We start from the raw sequence: 19587 nt of genomic DNA, 5'->3' as shown, positions 1-19587 counted from the left end.
TTGCCTCCTCGGGGACCTGGTGGGATAGGGATCTCAGCGGAACCCGTCGAGGCGCCAGCCTTGCGGCGTCTGCACCACGGTCGCGATGACCGTGCTCGGCGGTAGGTCTTCGGTGCGCCCGTTCGGGTAGACGACGGTCTGCTCGATGCCGATCTTGAACTGCGCCACGGCCGGGTCGGCGCTCGGCGGCGCCTTCTCCCCCGAGGCGAAGGTGAAGGCCGTCACGTTCGCTTTCGCCTTCGCCCAATCGGCCCACTGCAGTGAGGGTTTCGGTGCCGCCGTGCCGGTCGGCGCGTCAAGCATACGTAACATGCTCGGCCCCAGCCATTTTCGTGCGCGCCCCAACGACTCACCGGGCTCCTCGGTGACCGGGTGCCAGGTGTACACCTCGCGCAGCGCCACCACCGCGACCCCGTCGGGCGTGGTCGGGTCGACGGTGGCGGCCGCCTCGAGCAGCCGGGTGGTCGAACTCGCCTGCGGGCGCGCGGAATCGGCGTCGCCACCGCAGGCGACGAGCGCCGTACTCACGAACGCCACGAGCATCACCGCCGGGATCGTGCGGATTCGTGTTGTCTGCCACCAGGTTATCCCTGATGGGGCCACCGGTGTGGTCACACGACCCTCCTCGCTCGCGCGTCACCGGGCACCGCCACCTCGGCGACCCCGCCCCCGCTGCGTCCGCTCGGCGCGACGGCCTGGATCACCTGGCCGTCGCCCGCGTAGATCCCGACCTGGGCGGGCCCGTGCGGACCGAAATCACTGAACACCAGGTCGCCGACGGCGATCCGACCGAGCGGCACCTCGACGCCCGCCTCCCACTGCTGTTCGGCGGTGCGGGGCAGGTCCACCTCCCCCGCCGTCGCCGCGAACACCGCCGCGGCGGTCAGGCCCGGCCCGTCGAAGCCACCGCCACTCGGCCCCTGCGGACCGCCGCCGCCCCACACGTAGGGCACGCCGAGCCAGTCGTGGGCGGCCTCGGCGATCTGCGGACCGCCGCCGCCGGGTTCCGGGGTGAACCGGCCCTGTGCGCCCGCGGCGCGGTACTGCGGTTCCATCGCCAGGATGTTGGTGACATACGGGCGGGTCTCGGAATAGTGCGCCGCGTACCGGTTCGGCATGCCGCCCGAGGCCAGCACCGCGCCCTCACCGGCGTTGTATCCGGCCAGGGTGAGCGCGGCCAGGTCGCCCGACACCTTGCCCTCGGCGATCCAGCCCGCGATCTTGTGGGCGATGGCGCACATGTAGCGGGCCTGACCGATGATGGCGTCACCGTCGTCCCACACGCTGGCCGTGCCGTTGCCGTCGGCGTCGATGATGTAGGGCTGACCGTCGTCGGGGTTGATGCTCACCGCCGTACCCGGCAGGAACTGGGCCAGGCCCTGCGCGCCCGCCGGGGAGGTGAGCCCGCGCCGGAAACCCGACTCCTGCTTGGCCTGGGCGGCCAGCAACGAGGAGGAGATCTCCGGGCAGACCGTGCCCGCGCGCCGGTACCAGATCTCCAGTTCGGCGGGCACTTTCCCGTCGGCGAGCAGGCCACCGGCGCTACCGAATCCGCGCACACAGCTCGGGTCGTTGGAAAAGGCGCGCGCCCCACCGACATCCGGAGTCGGTGCGCCGTCGAGCCACGGCATCGGGTCGATCTGGCGGCCACCGGTGAAACGCCCACCTGGCACGATCTCGAAATGCAGGTGGGGACCGCTGGATTCGCCCGCCGATCCGACCATGCCGATGGGCTGACCGGCTGTGACGGTGTCACCGGTGCGCACCTTCACCCCGTGATCCCACATGTGCCCGTACACCGAGGAGTAGGCGCGTCCGTTGTAGTCGACCGAGTCGACGACGATCCAGTTGCCGAACCCCGACGCGGGCCCGGCCGCGACGACGCGCCCGTCGGACACCGAGTAGATGGTCGTCCCGTCCGCGGCGGCCATGTCGATGCCCTTGTGCCCACCGCCACGCGACCCGAACACATCGGAGATGGTGAAGGTGCCGACCTCCATCGGCAGTGTGCGGCGCAGCGGCCCCACCCCGGCGGCCAACGACGGTGTGCCGGTGACGGTCGCGTTCGATGTCGCCGTGGCGCTCGTGGCACCCGCGCGGGTGTCGGCGCCGAGTTGGGGCAGCGTCGGCGCGGAGGAGCCGACCAGCACGTCACCGGTCTCGCAGGTCTCGTCCGAGGACGGCAGCACGATCACCAGCACCATCGCCACCAGTCCGATGACCGCGCCGAAGGTGCCGACGATCACCGAGCGGGCGTTCATCGGCGGCCGCCCCGGGTCACGCGCCGGGCGGCGAGGACACACTCGTCCGCCGCGGCGGTGTTCACGTGCGTCGCCGGGTTTCGTTGAGCGTGTCGGCGAGGGTGCGGTTCATCTCGGCCGCCGCGGCCAGTTGTTGTTGCAGCAGCACCACTTTGCGGCGCAGGGCGTTGGCGTCCATCCGGTCCAGACTCGGTCCCTGCGCCGCGCGCACCCAGTTGCGCACCGAATTGGCGTGCACGCCGATCTGATCGGCGACCACCCGGCACGCCTCGGACTCGCTGCGCAGCTTGTCGGTGAGCGCGAGCACCTGTTCGACGGCGGCGTTGCGCACCTCGGGTGAGACGCGACGGTAGGACCGGTGCGGCATCACGGCTGGTCCTCCTCCCCTCGCGGCTCGGGAGTGCCTCTCGGATTGTCGCCGAACTCGCTGAACCGCTGGTTCGTGTCGTGGATTCCGCTTTCCTTCTCCGACACCGTGAACTCCATGTGGAAGGGGATGCCGGGGCGGCGATCCTCACCGATCTTGAGCAGGAACTTGCCGGTACCCGGCGGCGACGGCCGCTGTTGGCCCGGCTTCAGCGCCTCCCCGGTGAGCGCCTGCGGCGCCGACCATCCGGTGACCATCTCCTGTTCGGCGGAGGTGAACGGCACCGTCGAATCCAGTCGCGAGATCTCCTCGGCGGGCAGGGCGCCGAAGATCTTGGCGCGGGCGCGTTCCAGGAAGCCGATGGCCTTGGCGATCGCGGCATCGGACCCGAGCGCCTGCAGGTCCTTGATGGTGTGGCTGATCATGATCAGGGCGGTGGCCAGACCACGCTGCAGACGGGTCAGCTCGTCGACCCGGTCGACCATGAAGTCGCCGAGACCGAGCACCTGCCACAGCTCGTCCATCACCACCTGGAAGTAGCGCTGCGGGCCGAGTTTCGCGTCGGCGAGCACGTGCGCGGCCTCCACCGAGGCGAATCCGTCGGCCCAGCAGGCCAGCATCACGGCCGCTTTGAGCTTCTTGTCACCGGTGGGGATGTGGGACACGTCGATGCACACGGCGACGGCCCCGGTGTCGATCGGCACACTGGTCTGGCCGTTGAAGATGGCGCCGAACGGTCCCTGGGTGAGCGCGCGCAGCGAGCGGCGCAGATGCTTGATGGCGTGGGCGTATTCGTCCTCGTCGTCGGCGCCCGCGTCGAGCATGAGTTCCGGTCCGCCCGCGACGATCACCTCGAGCAGGTTCTCCATGATCGGCGGTTTGTCGGGCGCGTAGCCGCTGCCCGGCTGGTACAGGATGCGCAGCGCGGTGGCGATGAGCGTTTCCTCGAAGTCGGCCACCCGCGCCCCGCGCACCAGTTCGACCAGACCCGCGATCAGGGTGACCTGCCGGGCGCGCAGATCCTGGAGCACCTGCAGTTGCAGCGCCGGGAATTCCTCGAGCCGCGGCACCACCGAACCGAGCACACCGGCGGCGAGCGGGTTCAATTTGCCGTGGCCGTACCCCAGGTCGATGACCTGACCGCCGACGAGTTCGACCATCTTGCGGTAGTCGGGCTTCACGTCGGCCAGGATCAGCGGGGTGATGCCCTGGGCGATGCCGCCGAGCACGATCCGGCGTACCAGCGAGGACTTGCCGAAACCGTTGAGTCCCAGGACGAAAAGGCTGGGCGCGGTGATGAAACTGCCGCGCATGAACCAGTTCATCGGGTCGAAGCACACCGGGGCGCCGGTGTGCAGGTGCGAACCGAGCGGAGTGCCGATCAGCGGTGCGCCCGCGCCGACCGACCACGGCCACAGACCGGCGACCTGCGCGGTGGTCGCCCGGTACTCGACGGGGCGGCCGACGACGTTCATCTTGCCGCCGCCCGCACCGGAGTAGCCCCGGTCGGTCAATTCGGCGGTGGTGCGGTCGAATCCGTCCTTGACGACGGCCTCGCTGCGCGCCTGGGCGTTGTTGCGGCGCAGGTCGTCGGTGTGGATGCGGAAGGTGGCCCAGGCCGCGCGCAGACCCGACTGTTCGCGCGCGATCATCTCGTAGCGGGCGCGAGTGGCGTCGTCGAGCAGCGCCGGACCCTGGCGGCGTTCGGGCCCGGCCTTCGAGCGTGCCGAACGACCGGTGCCCATGGCCCGGTCGGCGGCGTCGTCGGGACGCACCGCGCGCACCGGACGCTGCTTGCGCGCCTGCTTCGGGGCGGGCGGTTTCGGACGGCGGCGCGGATCGGGTTGTGGTCGTTCGTGTTCCAGCCGTGGGCCGTGGTCCTCGTCGCGCAGACTCCGCACCGTGTCGGGTCGAGGGCGGCGGTCCGCACGCGGGCGTCCGGCGTCGTCTCGCGACCGACCGGTCCGGTCGCCGCGTCGGCGGGTTTCGCTCTCCGCGCCGCGTGGCGCGCGGTCGCCGTCGGCCGGTTCGCGACGCGGTCGGGCGGCGTCCTCGCGTGACCTGCGCGGTTCCTCGCCCCGGCGGCGCGGGGCGCGGTCCTGCGACCACTCCTGGTCGTCCCGGCCGCGGTCGTCGCGGTCGGTGCGCTCGTCGAGGCCGAGCACGTCGTCGCTCACGCGCGACGTACTCCCCGAGGGGCGTGGCTCGCGTTCGCCTCGGATGCGTGGTGGCCGGTGGACCGGGCGCAACGCGATGTCGTCGCGGTCGCGCACCGGGGGTTCGTAGTCGCGTCCCATGATCGCCTCACCCCGCCAATGCCTTCGGAATGGTCGCGTGTTCGGGCAGGATCACACCGCAACCGAGAGAGGCCGCGAACGCCGCGGACTGGTACCGGTAGCACCGGCGGATCTTGAGGCGCGCCTGCGTGGACAGGTCGCGCGTGATGGCCTCGATGCGCGGCAGGTCACCGCGCAGCGGTTCGGTGATGGTCACCAGGGCGCCGAAGCGGGTGACACCGTGGCCGCGCGCCTGTTCCTCGCGCGCCTGTTGGGTCGCGCCCACCCGCAGCGTGGCGGCCGCTGACACCACGCCGCGTTCGCTCTGCTGCGCGACGAGCGCGTTCTTGAAGTCGTCGTCGACGATCTCGGCGGCGTCGGCGGCCGAGTGCGGTCGGTAGACGATGGCGATGCGTTTGCGTGGCACTTCGGGATTCGGCGCGAGCAACCGCTGCAACACCCGTTCGTCGACCGCGCCCTCGGGGGCGGCGTCCATCTCCCAGGTCACCGAGCGGCCGCCGTCGTGGATGAAGTGGTCCCACTTCTCGTCGTAGGACACCGGGCCCGCGTCGTCCCAGCCGAGGCCGTGCCCGCCGGGGTCGGCGGCGGCCACCTCGAGATCGGCCTGGGCGGCCGGGTCGTAGCTGCGCCGGATGAAGGAGATGACCTCCTCGGCCGACATCGGCTGGGCGCGCACGCCCGCCTCGGCCAGCGCCGCGCAGATGCCGGGCAGCCGTCGCCCGATCTCCACGGCCTCCTCGGCCGGGTTCTTGCGCCGTTCGGCGGTGGTTGCCTTGAAGGTGATCGCCACGCGCGGCAGCAATTGCACGCGCTCCTGCGGCAATTCGGTCGCCAGTTCGTACATCACCTGCTGGGCGAGATCCGGTGCCTCCGGGCGGGTGATCGTGGAGACCTCGTTGAGCAGGCGGTTACCGGTCTCGGGCACGGTGTCGATCACCGGAACCACCGCGACGATGTCGCTGGTCTGGCCCACCGACGCGAGGAAGGTGCCCCACGCGGCGACCCAGCGGTCGATCACCGGCTGGTCCACCGCCTCGTGGCCCTGCGGCCAGGCGCGCAGCACGACCGTGTACTGCGCGAAGGCGGGCAGGTGGATCATCCCGAAGTGGTAGCCGCCCGCGTCGATGCCCTCGTAGAGCTTCGACGGCGCCAGCAGGCCCGGGAGTTTCGTGACGCCGCCGGGGATCCGGGAGAACCGGCCGCCGCGGTACACGTGCTCGCCGTTGCGGCGCGAGCGCATCCAGTTGAACATCATCAGTCCCGTCTCATAGCCCGAGCGGCCCCCCGTCCGCCACACCAGCGGCACCATCACCAGCGCGCCGAGGCCGCCGACGATGAAGCCCCATTTGAATCCGCCGACCATCGCACAGATCAGTGCCGTGATCACCACGACGAAACCGATGACGGTCTCTTCCCAACGCAGGCCGAACAGGCCCGCGCTGCGCGGTTTCTGCCACAGCCCGTAGGAGCGGCGCTCGTAGGTGTCGGTCGCGGAGGTGCTCATCGCGGAATCGTGCTCCTACCGAGGTCGGGTGAACGGTTGGCCCAGCGGTCACCGGCCACGTCGCCCGCCCGTTCGTCGGCGCGCGACGCGCTTGCGGCCGCGGCCCGCGCGGCGGCCATGTTGCGGGCCGCGCCCGAGGGCACCGAGCCCGAACTGGCCGGTGGCGGTGCGGAGCCGCCACCTCGTGGTGGCGGCGTGGGTCGCGGTGCGCCGCCGCGCTGCGCGGCCGCTCCGCCGGTACCGCCCGCCTGGTTGCCGAAATAGCCTGCCGTACCCGGCGCCGCGACGGGCCGCGCGGCGACGGCCTTGGTGCCGACGGCACCGAGCGCCATCGCACCGAGCGCCACACCACCGGCGGCGATCAGACCCGAGCCGCCGGTGCCGACGGTGGCGACGGCGGGCGCGACGAGCCGCATCAGCGCGGGCAGCACGAACGCCACGCTGCACAGCAGCACCAGCGCGACCAGCATCCGCTGGGCGTCCTCACCACTGGGCAGCCCACCCGAGGCGGTGGTCTCGTCGGTGTGCCCCGCCGTGGTGAACGCGATCATGTACACGATCGCCGCCACCGGTTTGAACAGCATGAACGCGATGATCCAGCCGACCAGTTTCTGATACGACTGCTTGCCGGTACTGGTCGCCGACGCCGCCGCGGCCAGCGGCAGCACACCCGCCGCGACCACGAGCAGGCCCTGCCGCACGATGGCCAGGACGATCTGGGCGAGCGCGCCGAGCAGGCCGACGATCGCGATGATGAGCACCAGACCCGGCGAGAAGGCTTGCAGCTTCGAGGTTTTCACCATCAGCTCGGCCATGTTCTTGGCGTTGCCGCCGGTGGCGTCGGCGATGATCCATTCGGAGAACTTGTCCGAGGCGCGCGTGCCCGCCACGATCACGGCGCCGAGCATCCACGAACTGAACACCACGCGGGCGAACAGCCGGAACGATTCGGCGGCCTCGCTCACGGCCGCGCCGCGTCTGGCCTCGGCCAATCGGCCGCCGGTGATGATGACCGACGCGATCAACAGCAGTAGCTGGATCTGATACGTGTAGTCGTTGATCTTGGTGAACAACGCGCCCGAATCGCTCACCGCCTCGTTGGGCACCTTCATCCAGAAGGTCAGCGCCAGGATCAGCGCCTCACCGAGGCCCTTCATCAGCGAGTCGACCACCTTGCCGAAGGTGGAGTCCCACGCCTTGTCCTTGACCGCGGTCGCCGCGTCGCCCGGGTGGGTGGCGGCGTTGCCCGCCTTGCAGACGGCCGAGGCGGCATCACCCAGCGACACACCGGGAATGGCGACGCTGTCGAGGGTGTCGTGCAGTTCGTTGCACGCCTCGTCGAAGCCGTAGGTCTGACCGTAGGCCACGGTCGGGGTCGCGATCATCACGGTGAAGATCACCGCGAATATTGTGACTATCCGCCTCAGCATTGTCGGCACCCCTCGATGGTTGGTCACCATGTCGTCCACCCCGCCAGCGATTCCACGTATTCGGTCCGGTTGTTGGTGGTGGTCGACGGTTTGAGCCGCCAATCACCGTCGTCCCACACCACGATCAGCCGCATCGCCGCGTACAGCTGCTTGCCGTCGACCACGGGACCGCGCGAGGCCAGTCGCACGATCGCCATGTCGTCGGCGTAGTCGTCGATGCGGAAGGCGTCGGAGGCGACGAAGTAGCGCGTCACCTTCTCCGGCTGCTGCTCGGGCAGTTTGTCGGCGGCCAACGCCGAGTCGTAGGCGGCCAGTTGGGTGGAGCTCACCCGCAATTGGGTGACGTACAGATCGCGGTCGGCGGGTCGAGCGTTGAGCCGGTAGGTGATCTGCGCGGCGGCCAGCGCCGCGCCCTGCGGGGTGTGCGCGTAGCCGACGGCCAGCCCGGCCTCGATCCGCGACGGCCCGTCGGAGGTGGAGAACGGCACCGACGCGCCGTAGACCCGCTGCCAGCCGTGCGGTTTCGTCGTGCCCGCCGGGGCGGCGGTGAGCCAGTCCGGGTCGTCGGGCGCGCGTCGCGTGCTCGGGTCCTGGGCCAGTGGTTGCCCGGCCGGATTGTTGGGCACGTCGACGCGCCTGCCGAACAGGTCGACTTCGGGTTCGGCGAATCCCGTACCGCCCGCCGCCTGCGCGGGCGGCGGTCCGGCGTCGATCTCCGCCTCGCCGCTGCTGGTGAAGTACACGACCGCGCCGACGACCAGGATCAGGGCGAGCAGGGCACCAGAGGCGATCATGCCGAACGACGCGCGGTCGCGTGTCGACGCCTCCTTCTCGCTCACTGCGGTGCCTCCAATGTCACGATGTCGGGTGGTAATTCGTCGATCGCGTCGACGGGTCGGGTGGTGGACTCCGGGTCGGGTAAGCGCAGTCGCCAGTCTTGTCCGTACCAACTCACCGCGGTGTGGTTCACCGCACGGGAACGGTCCGAGTACTCGGTGTACACATCGACACCGGCCTGCTCGTCGCGATATTCGGTGATTTTGTAACCCAACAATTTCGGTGCGTACTCGGGCGCGGCGGGCCCGGTGATCGACAACTGCACCCGGTTGATCGCCCACTCGTCGCGGGCCGGTCCGGGGACCAGGCCTCGATTGACGACGGTGGCCCAGTCGTCGTCGGGTGCCACCGACAACCGGATGGTGTGGGTCAGCGCCGCCAGCCCCGCCCCGCGCGGCGAGTGCTCGAAGCCGGTCGCGGCGCCCTGGCGCACCTCGGCGGGCCCCTGATCGGCGTGGGGCAGGGCGATGCCCTGGTAGTGCTGCCAGCGCACTCCGGTCGGTGCCGAGGACAGGTCGGGGCCCGCGTCCTGCTCACCGCAGCCCGCTGCGGCCGAGAGCAGGGCGATACCGACCAGCACCGGTCGCGTCACTGTGGAATTCATGGTCGGGCCTTCGTCGTCCGTCACCTCACGCCGGCAGGAAGGCCAGCGCGATCGCCGACGCGGTACTGGCGACCGCGGCGCCGATCAGGCTCATCAGCACACCGTGTGAGGCGTCGTTCACGGCGAGGTCGCTGCGGAAGGCGATCCACAGCCGACCCGCCGACAGGATCATCCAGGCCAGGCACGACAGCAGCACGAACCACAGCAGCCAGTTGAGCAACTGCATCAGCGGCGCCAGCACGTCGGCCGGGATCTGTTTGTAGGCGAGCACGGCGATCACTAACCGATGACCGCATTCATGATCGTGCCCGCGCTGGTGGCGACGACGCCGCCGATCATCGCGCCCGCGACCATCTTCGGCGACTCGAGGCCGCCGCCGGTCCAGCGCTCCCACGCGAACTTGCCGCCCGCGTAGGTGATGCCGCAGATACCCGACAGCAGCACGAACCAGGTGAGGTAGCGCACCAGCTGCAGGATTTTCTCCGAGCCGGGAGGAGCTTCCGGGGTCGGGTTACCGACCTGGGCAAGCACGGTGCCGTACGTGTCCTGCACGGCGAGGAGGAGCATGCTCATCGGGTGCCTTTCTCCCACTGTAAAGGTGTTGTGCCACAAACACTTCGACGCCGACACACGTTTGTACACCACAGACGGCCGACGCGCCCGGCCGTCATGATCGACCTCGCTGCGCCGCCGACGAGATCGGCGACCCGAGACTCGTCCTGATCGCGGCGACCAGGTCGGTTCCGAGCTCGTTGATCTCGATCGGGACCTCCGCGAGCGGGTCGGGCCTGCGTTTGCGCGCCACCACCACCTCACCCGGGGACCACACCGGCAGCGCCTCGGATTCCACGAGGGTCCACTCCTCGATCCACGGCACCTGCCAGACGTGCCCGGCCAGCGACCCGACCACGTCGCGATAGCGGCGGATCTCGGCGGGCATCCGGCCGGGCCGGGCGGCGACGGTGATCAGGCCGAGCACCAGCGACGGTCCGGCCAGCCCCGCGTGATGCTGGCGCAGCAGATCGTGGGCACGGGTGAGCCCCGAGATGGTCTCGCGCGCGACGAGCACCACGTAGGGCGATTCCCGATCGAAGACACCCGGCCAGCGGCCACGGGCGTCCGCGGCGGGAGCGAAGACATGGGCCAGCGTGGTGGCGCCTGCCCCGCCGTGCACGCCGAGCAACCAGACCAGCGGCGCCCGTCCCACCCCGGGGACCGGGCGCTCCCAGATCTTGGCGCGCAACGATTCAGGCGGCGCGACGACACCGGCGGGCGCATCCGGTTCACGACGACGACGAAGATTCATAGCTGCCGTCATGATGCCACCCCCGCGAGCAAGCTCCCATATGCCGCACGCGTCGCCTCGGCCAGCTCGCTGTGCCTGACCAGTTCGCCACGCGCCAGATGCGGGTCGTAGGGGATCTCGACGACCTCACGTACCCAGCCGGACAGGTGTTCGCGCAAATGCTCCGCAACGCGCGAATCGTCCTGCGAATACTGATGGGAGACAACGATGGTGGTATCGGCGACGACTCCAGCGCCGTCGTCACCGTAGTGGTCGTCGAGCCATTCCAGCGTCACCCGCAGCCGGTTGGCGGCGTCGACCCGGGCCGGAATCGTCAGCACCAGCGCGATATCGGCGTCGTCGAGCAGGGGACGCAGTTGCCGTCCGGCAATCGGGTTGCCGCCGTCGTAGATCGCCGTGTAGCCACCGGCGTCCAAAGCCCTGGCGACAGTGAGATATGTCGCGCGACGTCGCAGCGGGGTCGCGTCGCGCCACAGCAGCCCGAACCCGGAGGTGGAGCGCGACAGGCAGTCCTCGATCGGTGCCGGTTCGTCGTCGCCGCGCCCGTAGACCCACGACTGCAGGTTCACCGGGTGCAGATGTTTGTCGGCGCCGCGCAGGGCGAGGTCGCTGCCCGCGGCGGTGGCGTCGACGGCGACGGTCGTCGCGCCGTCGATCGCCGAGGCGGCCGCCAGGCCGAGAGTGGTGGTCGTTGTGCCCGCGCCGCCGCAGCCGCCGACGACGAGGATCGGCCTGCGCGCACCGCCGGAGCGCCCACCTCGGCGTCGCAACCGCACCACCGGAGCCGGATCACGCGCGAGGTCGTCCGACGGGTCCCCCTCGGGGGCCTCGTCGAGCCATCGGCTCCAGTCGTCTGTCATCGCCTTGCTCCTTACCCTGCCGCGATGCCCGCGATGAGCGTGCGATCGCCGACGCGCGTCGTTCGCACCAACTGCTTGGTGTAGGTGGCCGGCGCCCCCGCGGGCCGGAATTCGGTGACCTCAACGGTGTACCGGTCGGGAGCGACGGTGGTGATCCGCACGCAGTGCGTGGTGCCGACCGGGATGGAATCGATGCCGCGCTGGATCACCGCGGCCGAGGACACCTCGGCGTCGGGGGTGACCACCGCGCGCGCCGCCGTCCCGGATCGCGTCACGTAGTAGGCGTACTGGAAGGCCAGCACCGCGTCGGGGCCCGATCCGGTACCGCCCGCCTCCGCGCTGCGCACCACGAGTTCGGTGCGTTCGGTCGGGCAGGCGCCCACGGTGTCGGCGGTGAGGTTGCCCGCCGTGAAGTGCAGCGGGGTGGCCGGTTGGGCGGCATGGGTATTGCCGCGGCCGAACAACAGGAACATCACACCGGTCGCGGCGACCACCAGGACCAGCACGGCGATCGCGAGCACGACCCAGGAGCGGTTGCGCTGCCTGGTCCGGCGTTCCCGCAGGGCACCGGAGGGTTCGAGCACGTGCGCTTCGTCGTAGTCGTCGGCGGGGTCGGCCCAGGGGAACTGGACGAGTTCGGCGTCGTAGTCGTCCTCGGGTCCGGGCGCGTGATCCACCCAGTCCGCCCAGCCGCCGGTGAATTCGCTGCGCCGCGCGGCGTGTTCGGCCAGCGGCACGGGTTCCGGCACGTAGGGCCGTGCCTCCATGATCGGCGCCGGTTCCTGCTCGACCGCGTAGTAGTCGATCTCCGTCTCGTCGCGGGGTGTCTCTTCGTTCGCGCCCGATTCGGCGTCGTCGTCGGTGCCATGGGTCCGCTCCCGGTCGGCGACCGCGAACGAGTCGCGCTCGCGCGTCGGGAATCCGGCGACCGGTACGGGATCCGGTTCCCACCGCGGGTCCTCGGTGCGCGGGGTCGGCTCCTGCTCCGCCGAGCACGGCACCGGGTCGAAAGACCCGGGGGTCTGTTCCGGCTTGGTGAAATCACGGTCGACGAAGTCCTCGGCGGAGGTTTCGACGACGTCGGGGTCCGGCTTGGTCCAGGACTGCCCGGGGCGCGCGACGGGGTCGGCCGGTGGCTCTGCCGTCGGGGCGCGCTCGGGGCGCTGCGAATATCGGGCGGGGGCCTCGTCGTCGGCCGCCACCTGGTCGGTGGTGTCCTGGCGCGCAGGGTCGGCCGTGTCGGTTTCCGGCTCCAGCGCCGAATACCAGCGCGACAGTTCGTTGTACGACTTCAACATTCCCCCCTTTCCGCTACGCCGGGCACATGGATTCGCATCGATACCTCTCGGTACTCAGTTCACTGAGAACAGGCTGGTAGGTGATGGTTCGGGTGTCGCGGCAGGCGGAGTCGTCGCGCCGCCGGATGAGGCGCCATCGGCTCCTGTCCCGAACGGAAATTGTCCCCCATTACCGGGTTTCGATGTCGTAGGCTCGCCGGTTCGGCTGGTGAAGATGCCGGGGTCGGGCGTGTCGGGCCCGCCGAGCGGTGTCGCGCCGCGCCCGGAGGTCGCCGCCGCGTCGCGGGCGATCGCGGCGAACCAGTCGGCCACGTACCGGGTCGGCGTCGCACCCTCGGCGCCGACACCGATCTGCGAGTACGCGACGTGGCGCTGCATGGAATCCCAGTACCGCACCCAGGTGGTCACGTCGAGGAGTTCCCGATTGTCGGTGATGTTCTGGGCCACCGCGGTGAAGGCCTCGTTCACCAGGCGCACGCCGGTGGTCGGCGGGATCAGTTGGGCGACGGCGCCGACGAGCTTCGTGCCGAGCAGGGTGAGCCCGGCCAGCGGATTCGACAGCGCCGCGGTGGCCAATTCGGCGATGCTCGCGGGCGTGAGCACGGTCTTCACCACGGTCGCGACGGAGTTGAGGCCGATCATCCCGACCTTCAGCAGCGCCCGGAACGCCGCGTTCACGTCGAGCGTGCTGCGTGGGTCGGCGGCGTCGGCGAGGCGCTGGGAGATCGATTTCTTCGGCGCGAGCGACAGATCGGCGAGCGTACTGCCGGTGATGTCCTGCTCGACCACGGCCGTCGCGGTCTTGATCGAGGTGAAGGCGAGCGCCTGGGCGATGGAGACCAGCGAACCGATGGGGTCGCCGCCGGACAGTTCGGCCTGGCTCACCAGATTGGTCACCGCGCGCATCAGTGGCGCGTTCTGTGGTGCGTCGCAGGCGAGATCGCCTGTGGCGCAGAAACTTGCGACGCGGCCGGTGAGTTTGCCGTAGTCGCCCGCCTGGTCGTAGCGGGAGCCGAGTCCGCCGCCGGGCGCGGGGGCCTGTCGCACCTGGCCGAGGTCGGCGACGGCGGTGCCATCGGTGCCGGGCGCGGCGAGTGGGGTGTCGCGGTCGGGCGCGCCGGGGAACAGCGGCGCGTTCTCACCTCGGGTCGGGTCGGCGAACAGCGCGACGGCGGCGACCTTGTCGGCGGGCAGCACACCGGTGCCCGCACCGACCTCCTGGGCGAACAGCGAAGCCACGTGAGCGCCTTGCGAGTACCCCACCACGGCGATGCGCGAGTCCGGGCACCGCTGAGCTACCTGGGTGGCCATCGACCGCAGGCGCTCGAGCCCGCCGTCGACCGATTCGGTGTAGGGCACCACCCCGCCGGGGACGGCCCCGCCGAAACCCGCCTCGTAGGGGACGTAGGCGCGATCGACGAGCCCCGGTTCGGCGGCCGCGGCGAGCAACGGCCGGAAGACGGTGCTCAACATGCCGGTGTCGGTGCTCGGCGCGGCGTCGGGCGAGGACTCCCCCGTGCCCTGAATTCCCAAGGCGTACAACGCAGGACAGGCATCGATGACCACACGGGTCGACGGTGCGACGGGGGTGGCCTCTTCCGCGGCGGCCACCCCCGCCGACACCGACGCCGAGGCGACGGTGATCGCGATCATCGTCACCGTGAGTCGTGTCGTGCACCGAGCCATATCGATCCGCATCACAGTCCGTTTCGGCTGACCAGTGGAACGTTGAAACGCAGTAAACCGTAACAGATTCCGGGTATCCCAACCCCTGCCCTAACCGGCCCTTCCGCTGCCCCCAGCAAACCCTTTCCCGCCAGCAACTTTCCGGCGATCACTCGGAGCGAAGCGTGCACAGTGAACGGCCCGGGCGCTGCGATTCGCATGCGCCCGGGCCGGGGAGGCGGTCAAGCTGCCGAGGTCACGCGGTAGACGTCGTACACGCCTTCCACATTGCGCACCACGTTGAGCAGGTGACCCAGATGCTTCGGGTCGCCCATCTCGAAGGTGAATTTGCTGATCGCCACCCGGTCGCCATGGGTGGCCACCGAGGCCGACAGGATGTTGACCTTCTCGTCGGCGAGCACTTTGGTGACGTCGGAGAGCAGCCGCGTGCGGTCCAGCGCCTCGATCTGGATGGCCACGAGGAACACCGACGACGGCGACGGCGCCCATTCCACGTCGATGATCCGTTCGGACTGCGATTGCAGCGAGCCCGCGTTGGTGCAGTCGGTGCGGTGCACGCTCACCGCGCCACCACGGGTCACGAAGCCCATGATCTCGTCACCTGGTACGGGCGTGCAGCATTTGGCGAGCTTGGCGACGGTGCCGGGGGCGCCGGGGATGAGCACGCCCGCGTCGCCGGTGACCCGCTGCCTGCTGGGCGTGGTCGACGGTGTGGACCGTTCGGCGAGCTCGTTCTCCACGTCGCCGATGCCGCCGAGCTGGGCCATGAGCCGCTGCACCACGTGGTGCGCCGACACCTGGTGTTCGCCGACGGCGGTGTAGAGGGTGGAGATGTCGGTGTAGTGCAGTTCGTGCGCCACCGCGGTCATGGCGTCGACGCTCATCAGCCGTTGCAGCGGGAGTCCGACCCGACGGACTTCCTTGGAGATCTGCTCCTTGCCGCTCTCGAGTGCCTCCTCGCGCCGCTCTTTGGCAAACCACTGGCGAATCTTGGCCTTGGCCCGGGGCGAGACCACGAAGTTCTGCCAGTCCCGGCTCGGTCCGGCGTTCTGCGCCTTGGAGGTGAAGACCTCCACGACCTCGCCGTTCTCCAGTTGACGTTCGAGTGCGACGAGCCTGCCGTTCACGCGGGCGCCGATGCACTTGTGGCCGACCTCGGTGTGCACCGCGTAGGCGAAGTCGACGGGAGTCGACTTCTGCGGCAGCGTGATCACGTCGCCCTTGGGGGTGAACACGAAGATCTCCGGCGACTTCAGGTCGAAGCGCAGCGATTCGAGGAACTCGGCCGGGTCCGCGGCTTCACGCTGCCAGTCGAGCAGCTGACGCATCCAGGCCATGTCGTCGACCTCGGCGGCGTCACCGGAGTGCTTGCCCTTGGTCTCCTTGTAGCGCCAGTGCGCCGCGATGCCGAACTCGGCGGTGCGGTGCATGTCGTGGGTGCGGATCTGCACTTCCAGTGGCTTGCCGTCGGGACCGACGACCGTGGTATGCAGCGACTGGTAGACCCCGTAGCGCGGCTGGGCGATGTAGTCCTTGAACCGGCCCGCCATCGGCTGCCACAGCGAGTGCACCACACCGACCGCGGCGTAGCAGTCGCGGACCTCCTCGCACAGGATGCGCATGCCGACCAGGTCGTGGATGTCGTCGAAGTCCTTACCCTTGACGATCATCTTCTGGTAGATCGACCAGTAGTGCTTGGGACGTCCCTCGACCACGGCGTTGATCCGCGACGCGGCCAGCGTGTTGACGATCTCGGCGCGCACCTTCGCCAGATAGGTGTCGCGCGACGGCGCGCGGTCGGCGACCAACCGCACGATCTCGTCGTACTTCTTGGGGTGCAGGATCGCGAACGCGAGGTCCTCGAGCTCCCACTTGACCGTGGCCATCCCGAGTCGATGCGCCAGCGGCGCGATGACCTCGAGGGTTTCCTTGGCCTTCTTGGCCTGCTTCTCCGGCGGCAGGAACCGCATGGTCCGCATGTTGTGCAGCCGGTCGGCAACCTTGATCACCAGCACGCGCGGGTCGCGGGCCATGGCGATGATCATCTTGCGGATGGTCTCGGCCTCGGCGGCCGCGCCGAGGTTGACCTTGTCGAGCTTGGTCACCCCGTCGACGAGGTGGGCGACCTCCTGGCCGAATTCCTCTTTGAGCTGGTCGAGCGAGTAGCCGGTGTCCTCGACGGTGTCGTGCAGCAGGGCCGCGACCAGGGTCGTGGTGTCCATGCCGAGTTCGGCGAGGATGTTGGCGACCGCCAGCGGGTGGGTGATGTACGGATCGCCCGACTTGCGGAACTGCTTGGCGTGGCGCTCGTCGGCCACGTCGAAGGCGCGCTGCAACAGCGCCAGGTTGGCCTTCGGGTACAGCTCGCGGTGCACCGTGGCGAGCGGTTCGAGGACGGGCTTGACCGCCGCGATCCCGCGCTGCCCGGTCATCCGCCTGGCCAGCCGGGCGCGCACGCGCCGGGACGCCGAACTCGGCACCGCGGCGGTCGGTGACTGTTTCGCGGGTTCGGGCTTGCCCTGGGCACCACCGTCGGGCGCGGCGCCGGTGGACCCCTGCCCAACCTTCGCCTCGCCGAGTTGTCGAGTCATGCCACCACCTCTCACGCCGCATTCGACCATGTCAGTCGACTGCCGCAACCGCCCGGACCACCAACTTTAGTCCCCACACCGACCTGGTGTTCGGTTCCCCGGGGTCACAGACACGCGACGGTAGTACGACGCGGCGACACGAACCGCCTCGACCACCCGCCGCGCTCTCCCCGGCCGCGGCGTCGCGGGTGACGACGGGCCCCATCAGCCCTCGTCGAAGGCCCAGACGACGGCGGGACGACCGGTGGCCCGGACGCGGCGGCGTTCGCCGGTGCGACGCAGGCCGGGGATGGCGGCGAGGGTGCGGTTGAGGTTGGCGGGGTCGGGCCTGGCGCCGTGCAGGGCGGTGGTGAGGTCGACGGCGCGGGTGGCGGGGAACTCGGCGCCGGTCAGGGCGCGGGTGAACGCCGGGTCCTTCCAGAGCAGGGCGGCGAGCGCGGGCCGGGTGGTCTCGAGGATGTGGTTGTGGTCGAAGGCCAGCGGGGGTATCTCGTCGAAGCCGACCCATTCGGCAGGGCCCTCGTGGGCGGCGACCACCGCCCACATGGCGATCGCGAGGGTCGGTCCGCGCGGGTCGCGATGTGGTTCGTCGAAGGTGCGCAGCTGGCCGACCGCGACGACGGCGGTGTCGGGCACCCCGAGCTTGTCGCGGACCGCGCGCCGGGCCGCCTCGGCCAGGCGCTCACCGCGCCCGAGCAGGACACCGGGCAGTGCCAGCTGTCCGGTGAAGGGCTCGAACTCCCTGGCGGCGATCCCCACCCGGACGCCGGTGTCCTCGTCCCAGCATCGCAGCGTCACCACGTCGATCGACACAACGGACTGCTCCACGTCACCCCATCTGTTCGTCGGCTCCGGGCAACGACCCGGGTCTCGTCTCGCCCCCGATCATGCCCGCGCCTATTCGATCAGCCCGTCGGGGGTGAGTTCGAGGGTCCGGGTCACCCCGATGTCGTCGAGGAAACGCTGATCGTGGCTCACCACGATCAGGGCACCCTCGAAGCTTGCCAGGGCCTGGGTGAGATGCGCCAGGCTCGGCAGGTCGAGATTGTTGGTCGGCTCGTCGAGCATCAGGAGCTTGGGCGCCGGTTCGGCCAGCAGCAGCGTCGCCAGTGCCGCCCGCAGACGTTCACCGCCCGACAGCGCCGAGGCCGGGATGTCGGCGTCGGTACCTCGGAACAGGAAGCGTGCCAGTTGTCCCCGGATCCGCTCGGCCGACGCGTGCGGCGCGGCGGCGGCCACGTTCTCGACAACCGTTCGCGTGTCGTCGAACACGTCGAGTCGCTGGGGTAGCAACCGCCACGCCACCTTGGGACCCGTCGCGACGATGTGCCGCAACAGGGTGGTCTTGCCCGCGCCGTTGCGTCCGGTGAGCGCGATCCGTTCGGGCCCGCTCACGCGCAGGTCGACGACGGGTCCGTTGGCCAGGCGCACCTGCTCGAGGTCGAGCACGTCCTGCCCCGGATACAGCCGGGTGCCGGGCAGTTCGATGCGGATCTCCCGGTCGGCGCGCACCGATTCCTCGGCCTGGTCCAGGGTTTCGCGCGCGGTGTCGAGCTTGTCGATGTGGGAATTGCGTAGCTTGCCCGCCGCGACCTCGGCGCTGCGTTTGCGGTTGCCCATCACGATCTTCGGTTCGCGCTTGGTGTCGGACATCTTCTGCCCGTACCGCTTGCGGCGGTCGAGCTTGATCCGGGCCGCTTCCAGTTCGCGTGCCTGTTTGCGGACGTCACTACGCGCGTCGCGGACGGCGGCGAGCGCGGCCTGTTGTTCGGCGTCGACGATGCGCTCGTAGTCGGTGAAATTGCCACCGAACACCCGGATCTCGCGCGCCCGGAGTTCGGCGATGCCGTCCATCCGGTCGAGCAGTTCGCGGTCGTGGCTGACCACGATCACGGTGCCGGTGAACTGGCGGATCACCGTGTAGAGGCGCGTGCGCGCCACCGCGTCGAGATTGTTGGTCGGTTCGTCGAGCAGCAGGATGTCGGGTTCGCGCAGCAGCTCGGCGACCAGGCCGAGCAGCACCGTTTCCCCGCCGGAGAGGGTGTCGAGGGTGCGATCGAGGTCGGCCACCGAACCGGCGACGTAGTCGAGCCCGAGTTTGCCGAGCAGGGCGATCGCCTCGTCCTCCACCTGCCAGTGGTTGCCGACGGTGTCGAAGTCGGCGGCGTCGGCCGTGCCGTCCTCGATGCGGTGCAGCGCCGCTCGCAGCATGTCGATGCCGAGCACGGCGTCGACCCGCTGACCGGTGCGCATACCCAGATCCTGGCGCAGGTACCCGAGGTCGCCCGGCACGCTGATCGATCCGCGCATCGGGCGCAGTTCACCGGCGACCAGGCGCAGCAGCGTGGATTTCCCGGCGCCGTTGGCACCGACGAGACCGATCTGGCCGGGACCGACGGTGGCGTCGAGCCCGTCGAAGACGACGGTGCCGTCGGGCCAGTGGAACGTGAGATCGGAAAAAGACAGGGTAGACATGCGGACCACCTCGAGGTGCGACGGATACGCGGTGCGCACGATGCGGACCGCCCGGAAGCGCTACCTCAAGA

The 19587-nt window shown here is 70.0% G+C and carries 17 protein-coding genes; all 17 read right to left on the bottom strand.

All coding sequences use genetic code 11. The features are described from left to right. Positions 1-33 precede the first annotated feature (33 nt). Positions 34-615: a hypothetical protein gene (locus NC7_RS08655; protein WP_236573353.1), complete on the bottom strand. Its 582-nt coding sequence runs from the start codon at positions 613-615 to the stop codon at positions 34-36. Then, positions 612-2261 (bottom strand): peptidoglycan DD-metalloendopeptidase family protein, encoded by a 1650-nt coding sequence (locus NC7_RS08650; protein WP_067980999.1) that lies wholly within the window; start codon positions 2259-2261, stop codon positions 612-614. The genes NC7_RS08655 and NC7_RS08650 overlap by 4 nt, the downstream gene beginning before the upstream one ends. 61 nt (positions 2262-2322) lie before the next feature. Continuing rightward, the gene (locus NC7_RS08645; protein WP_236573354.1) at positions 2323-2628 is read right to left on the bottom strand and encodes a transposase; all 306 of its coding nucleotides are present in this window, start codon (positions 2626-2628) and stop codon (positions 2323-2325) included. Continuing rightward, complete coding sequence (locus tag NC7_RS08640) at positions 2628-4925, bottom strand: putative type IV secretion/conjugal transfer ATPase (protein ID WP_084458179.1); 2298 nt, start codon at positions 4923-4925, stop codon at positions 2628-2630. The genes NC7_RS08645 and NC7_RS08640 overlap by 1 nt, the downstream gene beginning before the upstream one ends. A gap of 7 nt (positions 4926-4932) precedes the next feature. Then, positions 4933-6429, bottom strand: a complete 1497-nt coding sequence (locus NC7_RS08635) for an SCO6880 family protein (RefSeq protein WP_067980997.1) — start codon at positions 6427-6429, stop codon at positions 4933-4935. Further along, positions 6426-7829 carry a hypothetical protein gene (locus tag NC7_RS08630; protein WP_167352414.1) on the bottom strand — a complete coding sequence of 468 codons (1404 nt, stop codon included), beginning with the start codon at positions 7827-7829 and terminating at the stop codon, positions 6426-6428. Before NC7_RS08630 ends, NC7_RS08635 begins: the two co-directional genes overlap by 4 nt. Before the next feature lie 53 nt (positions 7830-7882). Next, positions 7883-8698: a DUF8175 domain-containg protein gene (locus tag NC7_RS08625; protein ID WP_067980996.1), complete on the bottom strand. Its 816-nt coding sequence runs from the start codon at positions 8696-8698 to the stop codon at positions 7883-7885. Next, positions 8695-9300 (bottom strand): DUF8175 domain-containg protein, encoded by a 606-nt coding sequence (locus NC7_RS08620; RefSeq protein ID WP_067981292.1) that lies wholly within the window; start codon positions 9298-9300, stop codon positions 8695-8697. Before NC7_RS08620 ends, NC7_RS08625 begins: the two co-directional genes overlap by 4 nt. Positions 9301-9325: 25 nt before the next feature. Then, entirely contained in the window at positions 9326-9580 is a 255-nt protein-coding gene (locus NC7_RS08615) for a hypothetical protein (RefSeq protein WP_067493516.1), read from the bottom strand. After that, complete coding sequence (locus tag NC7_RS08610; RefSeq protein ID WP_067493819.1) at positions 9580-9873, bottom strand: hypothetical protein; 294 nt, start codon at positions 9871-9873, stop codon at positions 9580-9582. The genes NC7_RS08615 and NC7_RS08610 overlap by 1 nt, the downstream gene beginning before the upstream one ends. A gap of 94 nt (positions 9874-9967) precedes the next feature. Next, positions 9968-10618: a hypothetical protein gene (locus NC7_RS08605; protein ID WP_067980995.1), complete on the bottom strand. Its 651-nt coding sequence runs from the start codon at positions 10616-10618 to the stop codon at positions 9968-9970. Continuing rightward, the gene (locus NC7_RS08600; protein ID WP_067980994.1) at positions 10615-11466 is read right to left on the bottom strand and encodes a MinD/ParA family ATP-binding protein; all 852 of its coding nucleotides are present in this window, start codon (positions 11464-11466) and stop codon (positions 10615-10617) included. The genes NC7_RS08605 and NC7_RS08600 overlap by 4 nt, the downstream gene beginning before the upstream one ends. Before the next feature lie 11 nt (positions 11467-11477). Continuing rightward, entirely contained in the window at positions 11478-12764 is a 1287-nt protein-coding gene (locus NC7_RS29020) for a DUF8176 domain-containing protein (protein ID WP_157101895.1), read from the bottom strand. 54 nt (positions 12765-12818) lie between these two features. Next, a complete protein-coding gene (locus tag NC7_RS08590; protein ID WP_067980993.1) occupies positions 12819-14417 on the bottom strand; it encodes a cutinase family protein in 1599 nt (532 codons plus the stop codon). A gap of 254 nt (positions 14418-14671) precedes the next feature. Beyond that, entirely contained in the window at positions 14672-17041 is a 2370-nt protein-coding gene (locus NC7_RS08585; protein WP_067980992.1) for a RelA/SpoT family protein, read from the bottom strand. Between the two features lie 204 nt (positions 17042-17245). After that, entirely contained in the window at positions 17246-17869 is a 624-nt protein-coding gene (locus tag NC7_RS08580) for an NUDIX hydrolase (RefSeq protein WP_067980991.1), read from the bottom strand. A 69-nt stretch (positions 17870-17938) separates the two neighbouring features. Continuing rightward, positions 17939-19516: an ABC-F family ATP-binding cassette domain-containing protein gene (locus NC7_RS08575; RefSeq protein WP_067981290.1), complete on the bottom strand. Its 1578-nt coding sequence runs from the start codon at positions 19514-19516 to the stop codon at positions 17939-17941. Between the last annotated feature and the right edge of the window lie 71 nt (positions 19517-19587).

This window comes from Nocardia caishijiensis NBRC 108228, assembly GCF_001612825.1.
GTDB lineage: Bacteria > Actinomycetota > Actinomycetes > Mycobacteriales > Mycobacteriaceae > Nocardia > Nocardia caishijiensis.
Note: the sequence above shows the minus strand (reverse complement) of the source record. Positions and strands in the feature narration are given on the sequence as shown.

Coding starts and splice junctions, on each gene's coding strand:
- NC7_RS08645 (WP_236573354.1), bottom strand. CDS start 2,628: ATGCCGCACCGGTCCTACCGTCGCGTCTCACCCGAGGTGCGCAACGCC.
- NC7_RS08635 (WP_067980997.1), bottom strand. CDS start 6,429: ATGAGCACCTCCGCGACCGACACCTACGAGCGCCGCTCCTACGGGCTG.
- NC7_RS08650 (WP_067980999.1), bottom strand. CDS start 2,261: ATGAACGCCCGCTCGGTGATCGTCGGCACCTTCGGCGCGGTCATCGGA.
- NC7_RS29020 (WP_157101895.1), bottom strand. CDS start 12,764: ATGTTGAAGTCGTACAACGAACTGTCGCGCTGGTATTCGGCGCTGGAG.
- NC7_RS08640 (WP_084458179.1), bottom strand. CDS start 4,925: ATGGGACGCGACTACGAACCCCCGGTGCGCGACCGCGACGACATCGCG.
- NC7_RS08620 (WP_067981292.1), bottom strand. CDS start 9,300: ATGAATTCCACAGTGACGCGACCGGTGCTGGTCGGTATCGCCCTGCTC.
- NC7_RS08575 (WP_067981290.1), bottom strand. CDS start 19,516: ATGTCTACCCTGTCTTTTTCCGATCTCACGTTCCACTGGCCCGACGGC.
- NC7_RS08600 (WP_067980994.1), bottom strand. CDS start 11,466: ATGACAGACGACTGGAGCCGATGGCTCGACGAGGCCCCCGAGGGGGAC.
- NC7_RS08590 (WP_067980993.1), bottom strand. CDS start 14,417: ATGATCGCGATCACCGTCGCCTCGGCGTCGGTGTCGGCGGGGGTGGCC.
- NC7_RS08605 (WP_067980995.1), bottom strand. CDS start 10,618: ATGACGGCAGCTATGAATCTTCGTCGTCGTCGTGAACCGGATGCGCCC.
- NC7_RS08610 (WP_067493819.1), bottom strand. CDS start 9,873: ATGAGCATGCTCCTCCTCGCCGTGCAGGACACGTACGGCACCGTGCTT.
- NC7_RS08585 (WP_067980992.1), bottom strand. CDS start 17,041: ATGACTCGACAACTCGGCGAGGCGAAGGTTGGGCAGGGGTCCACCGGC.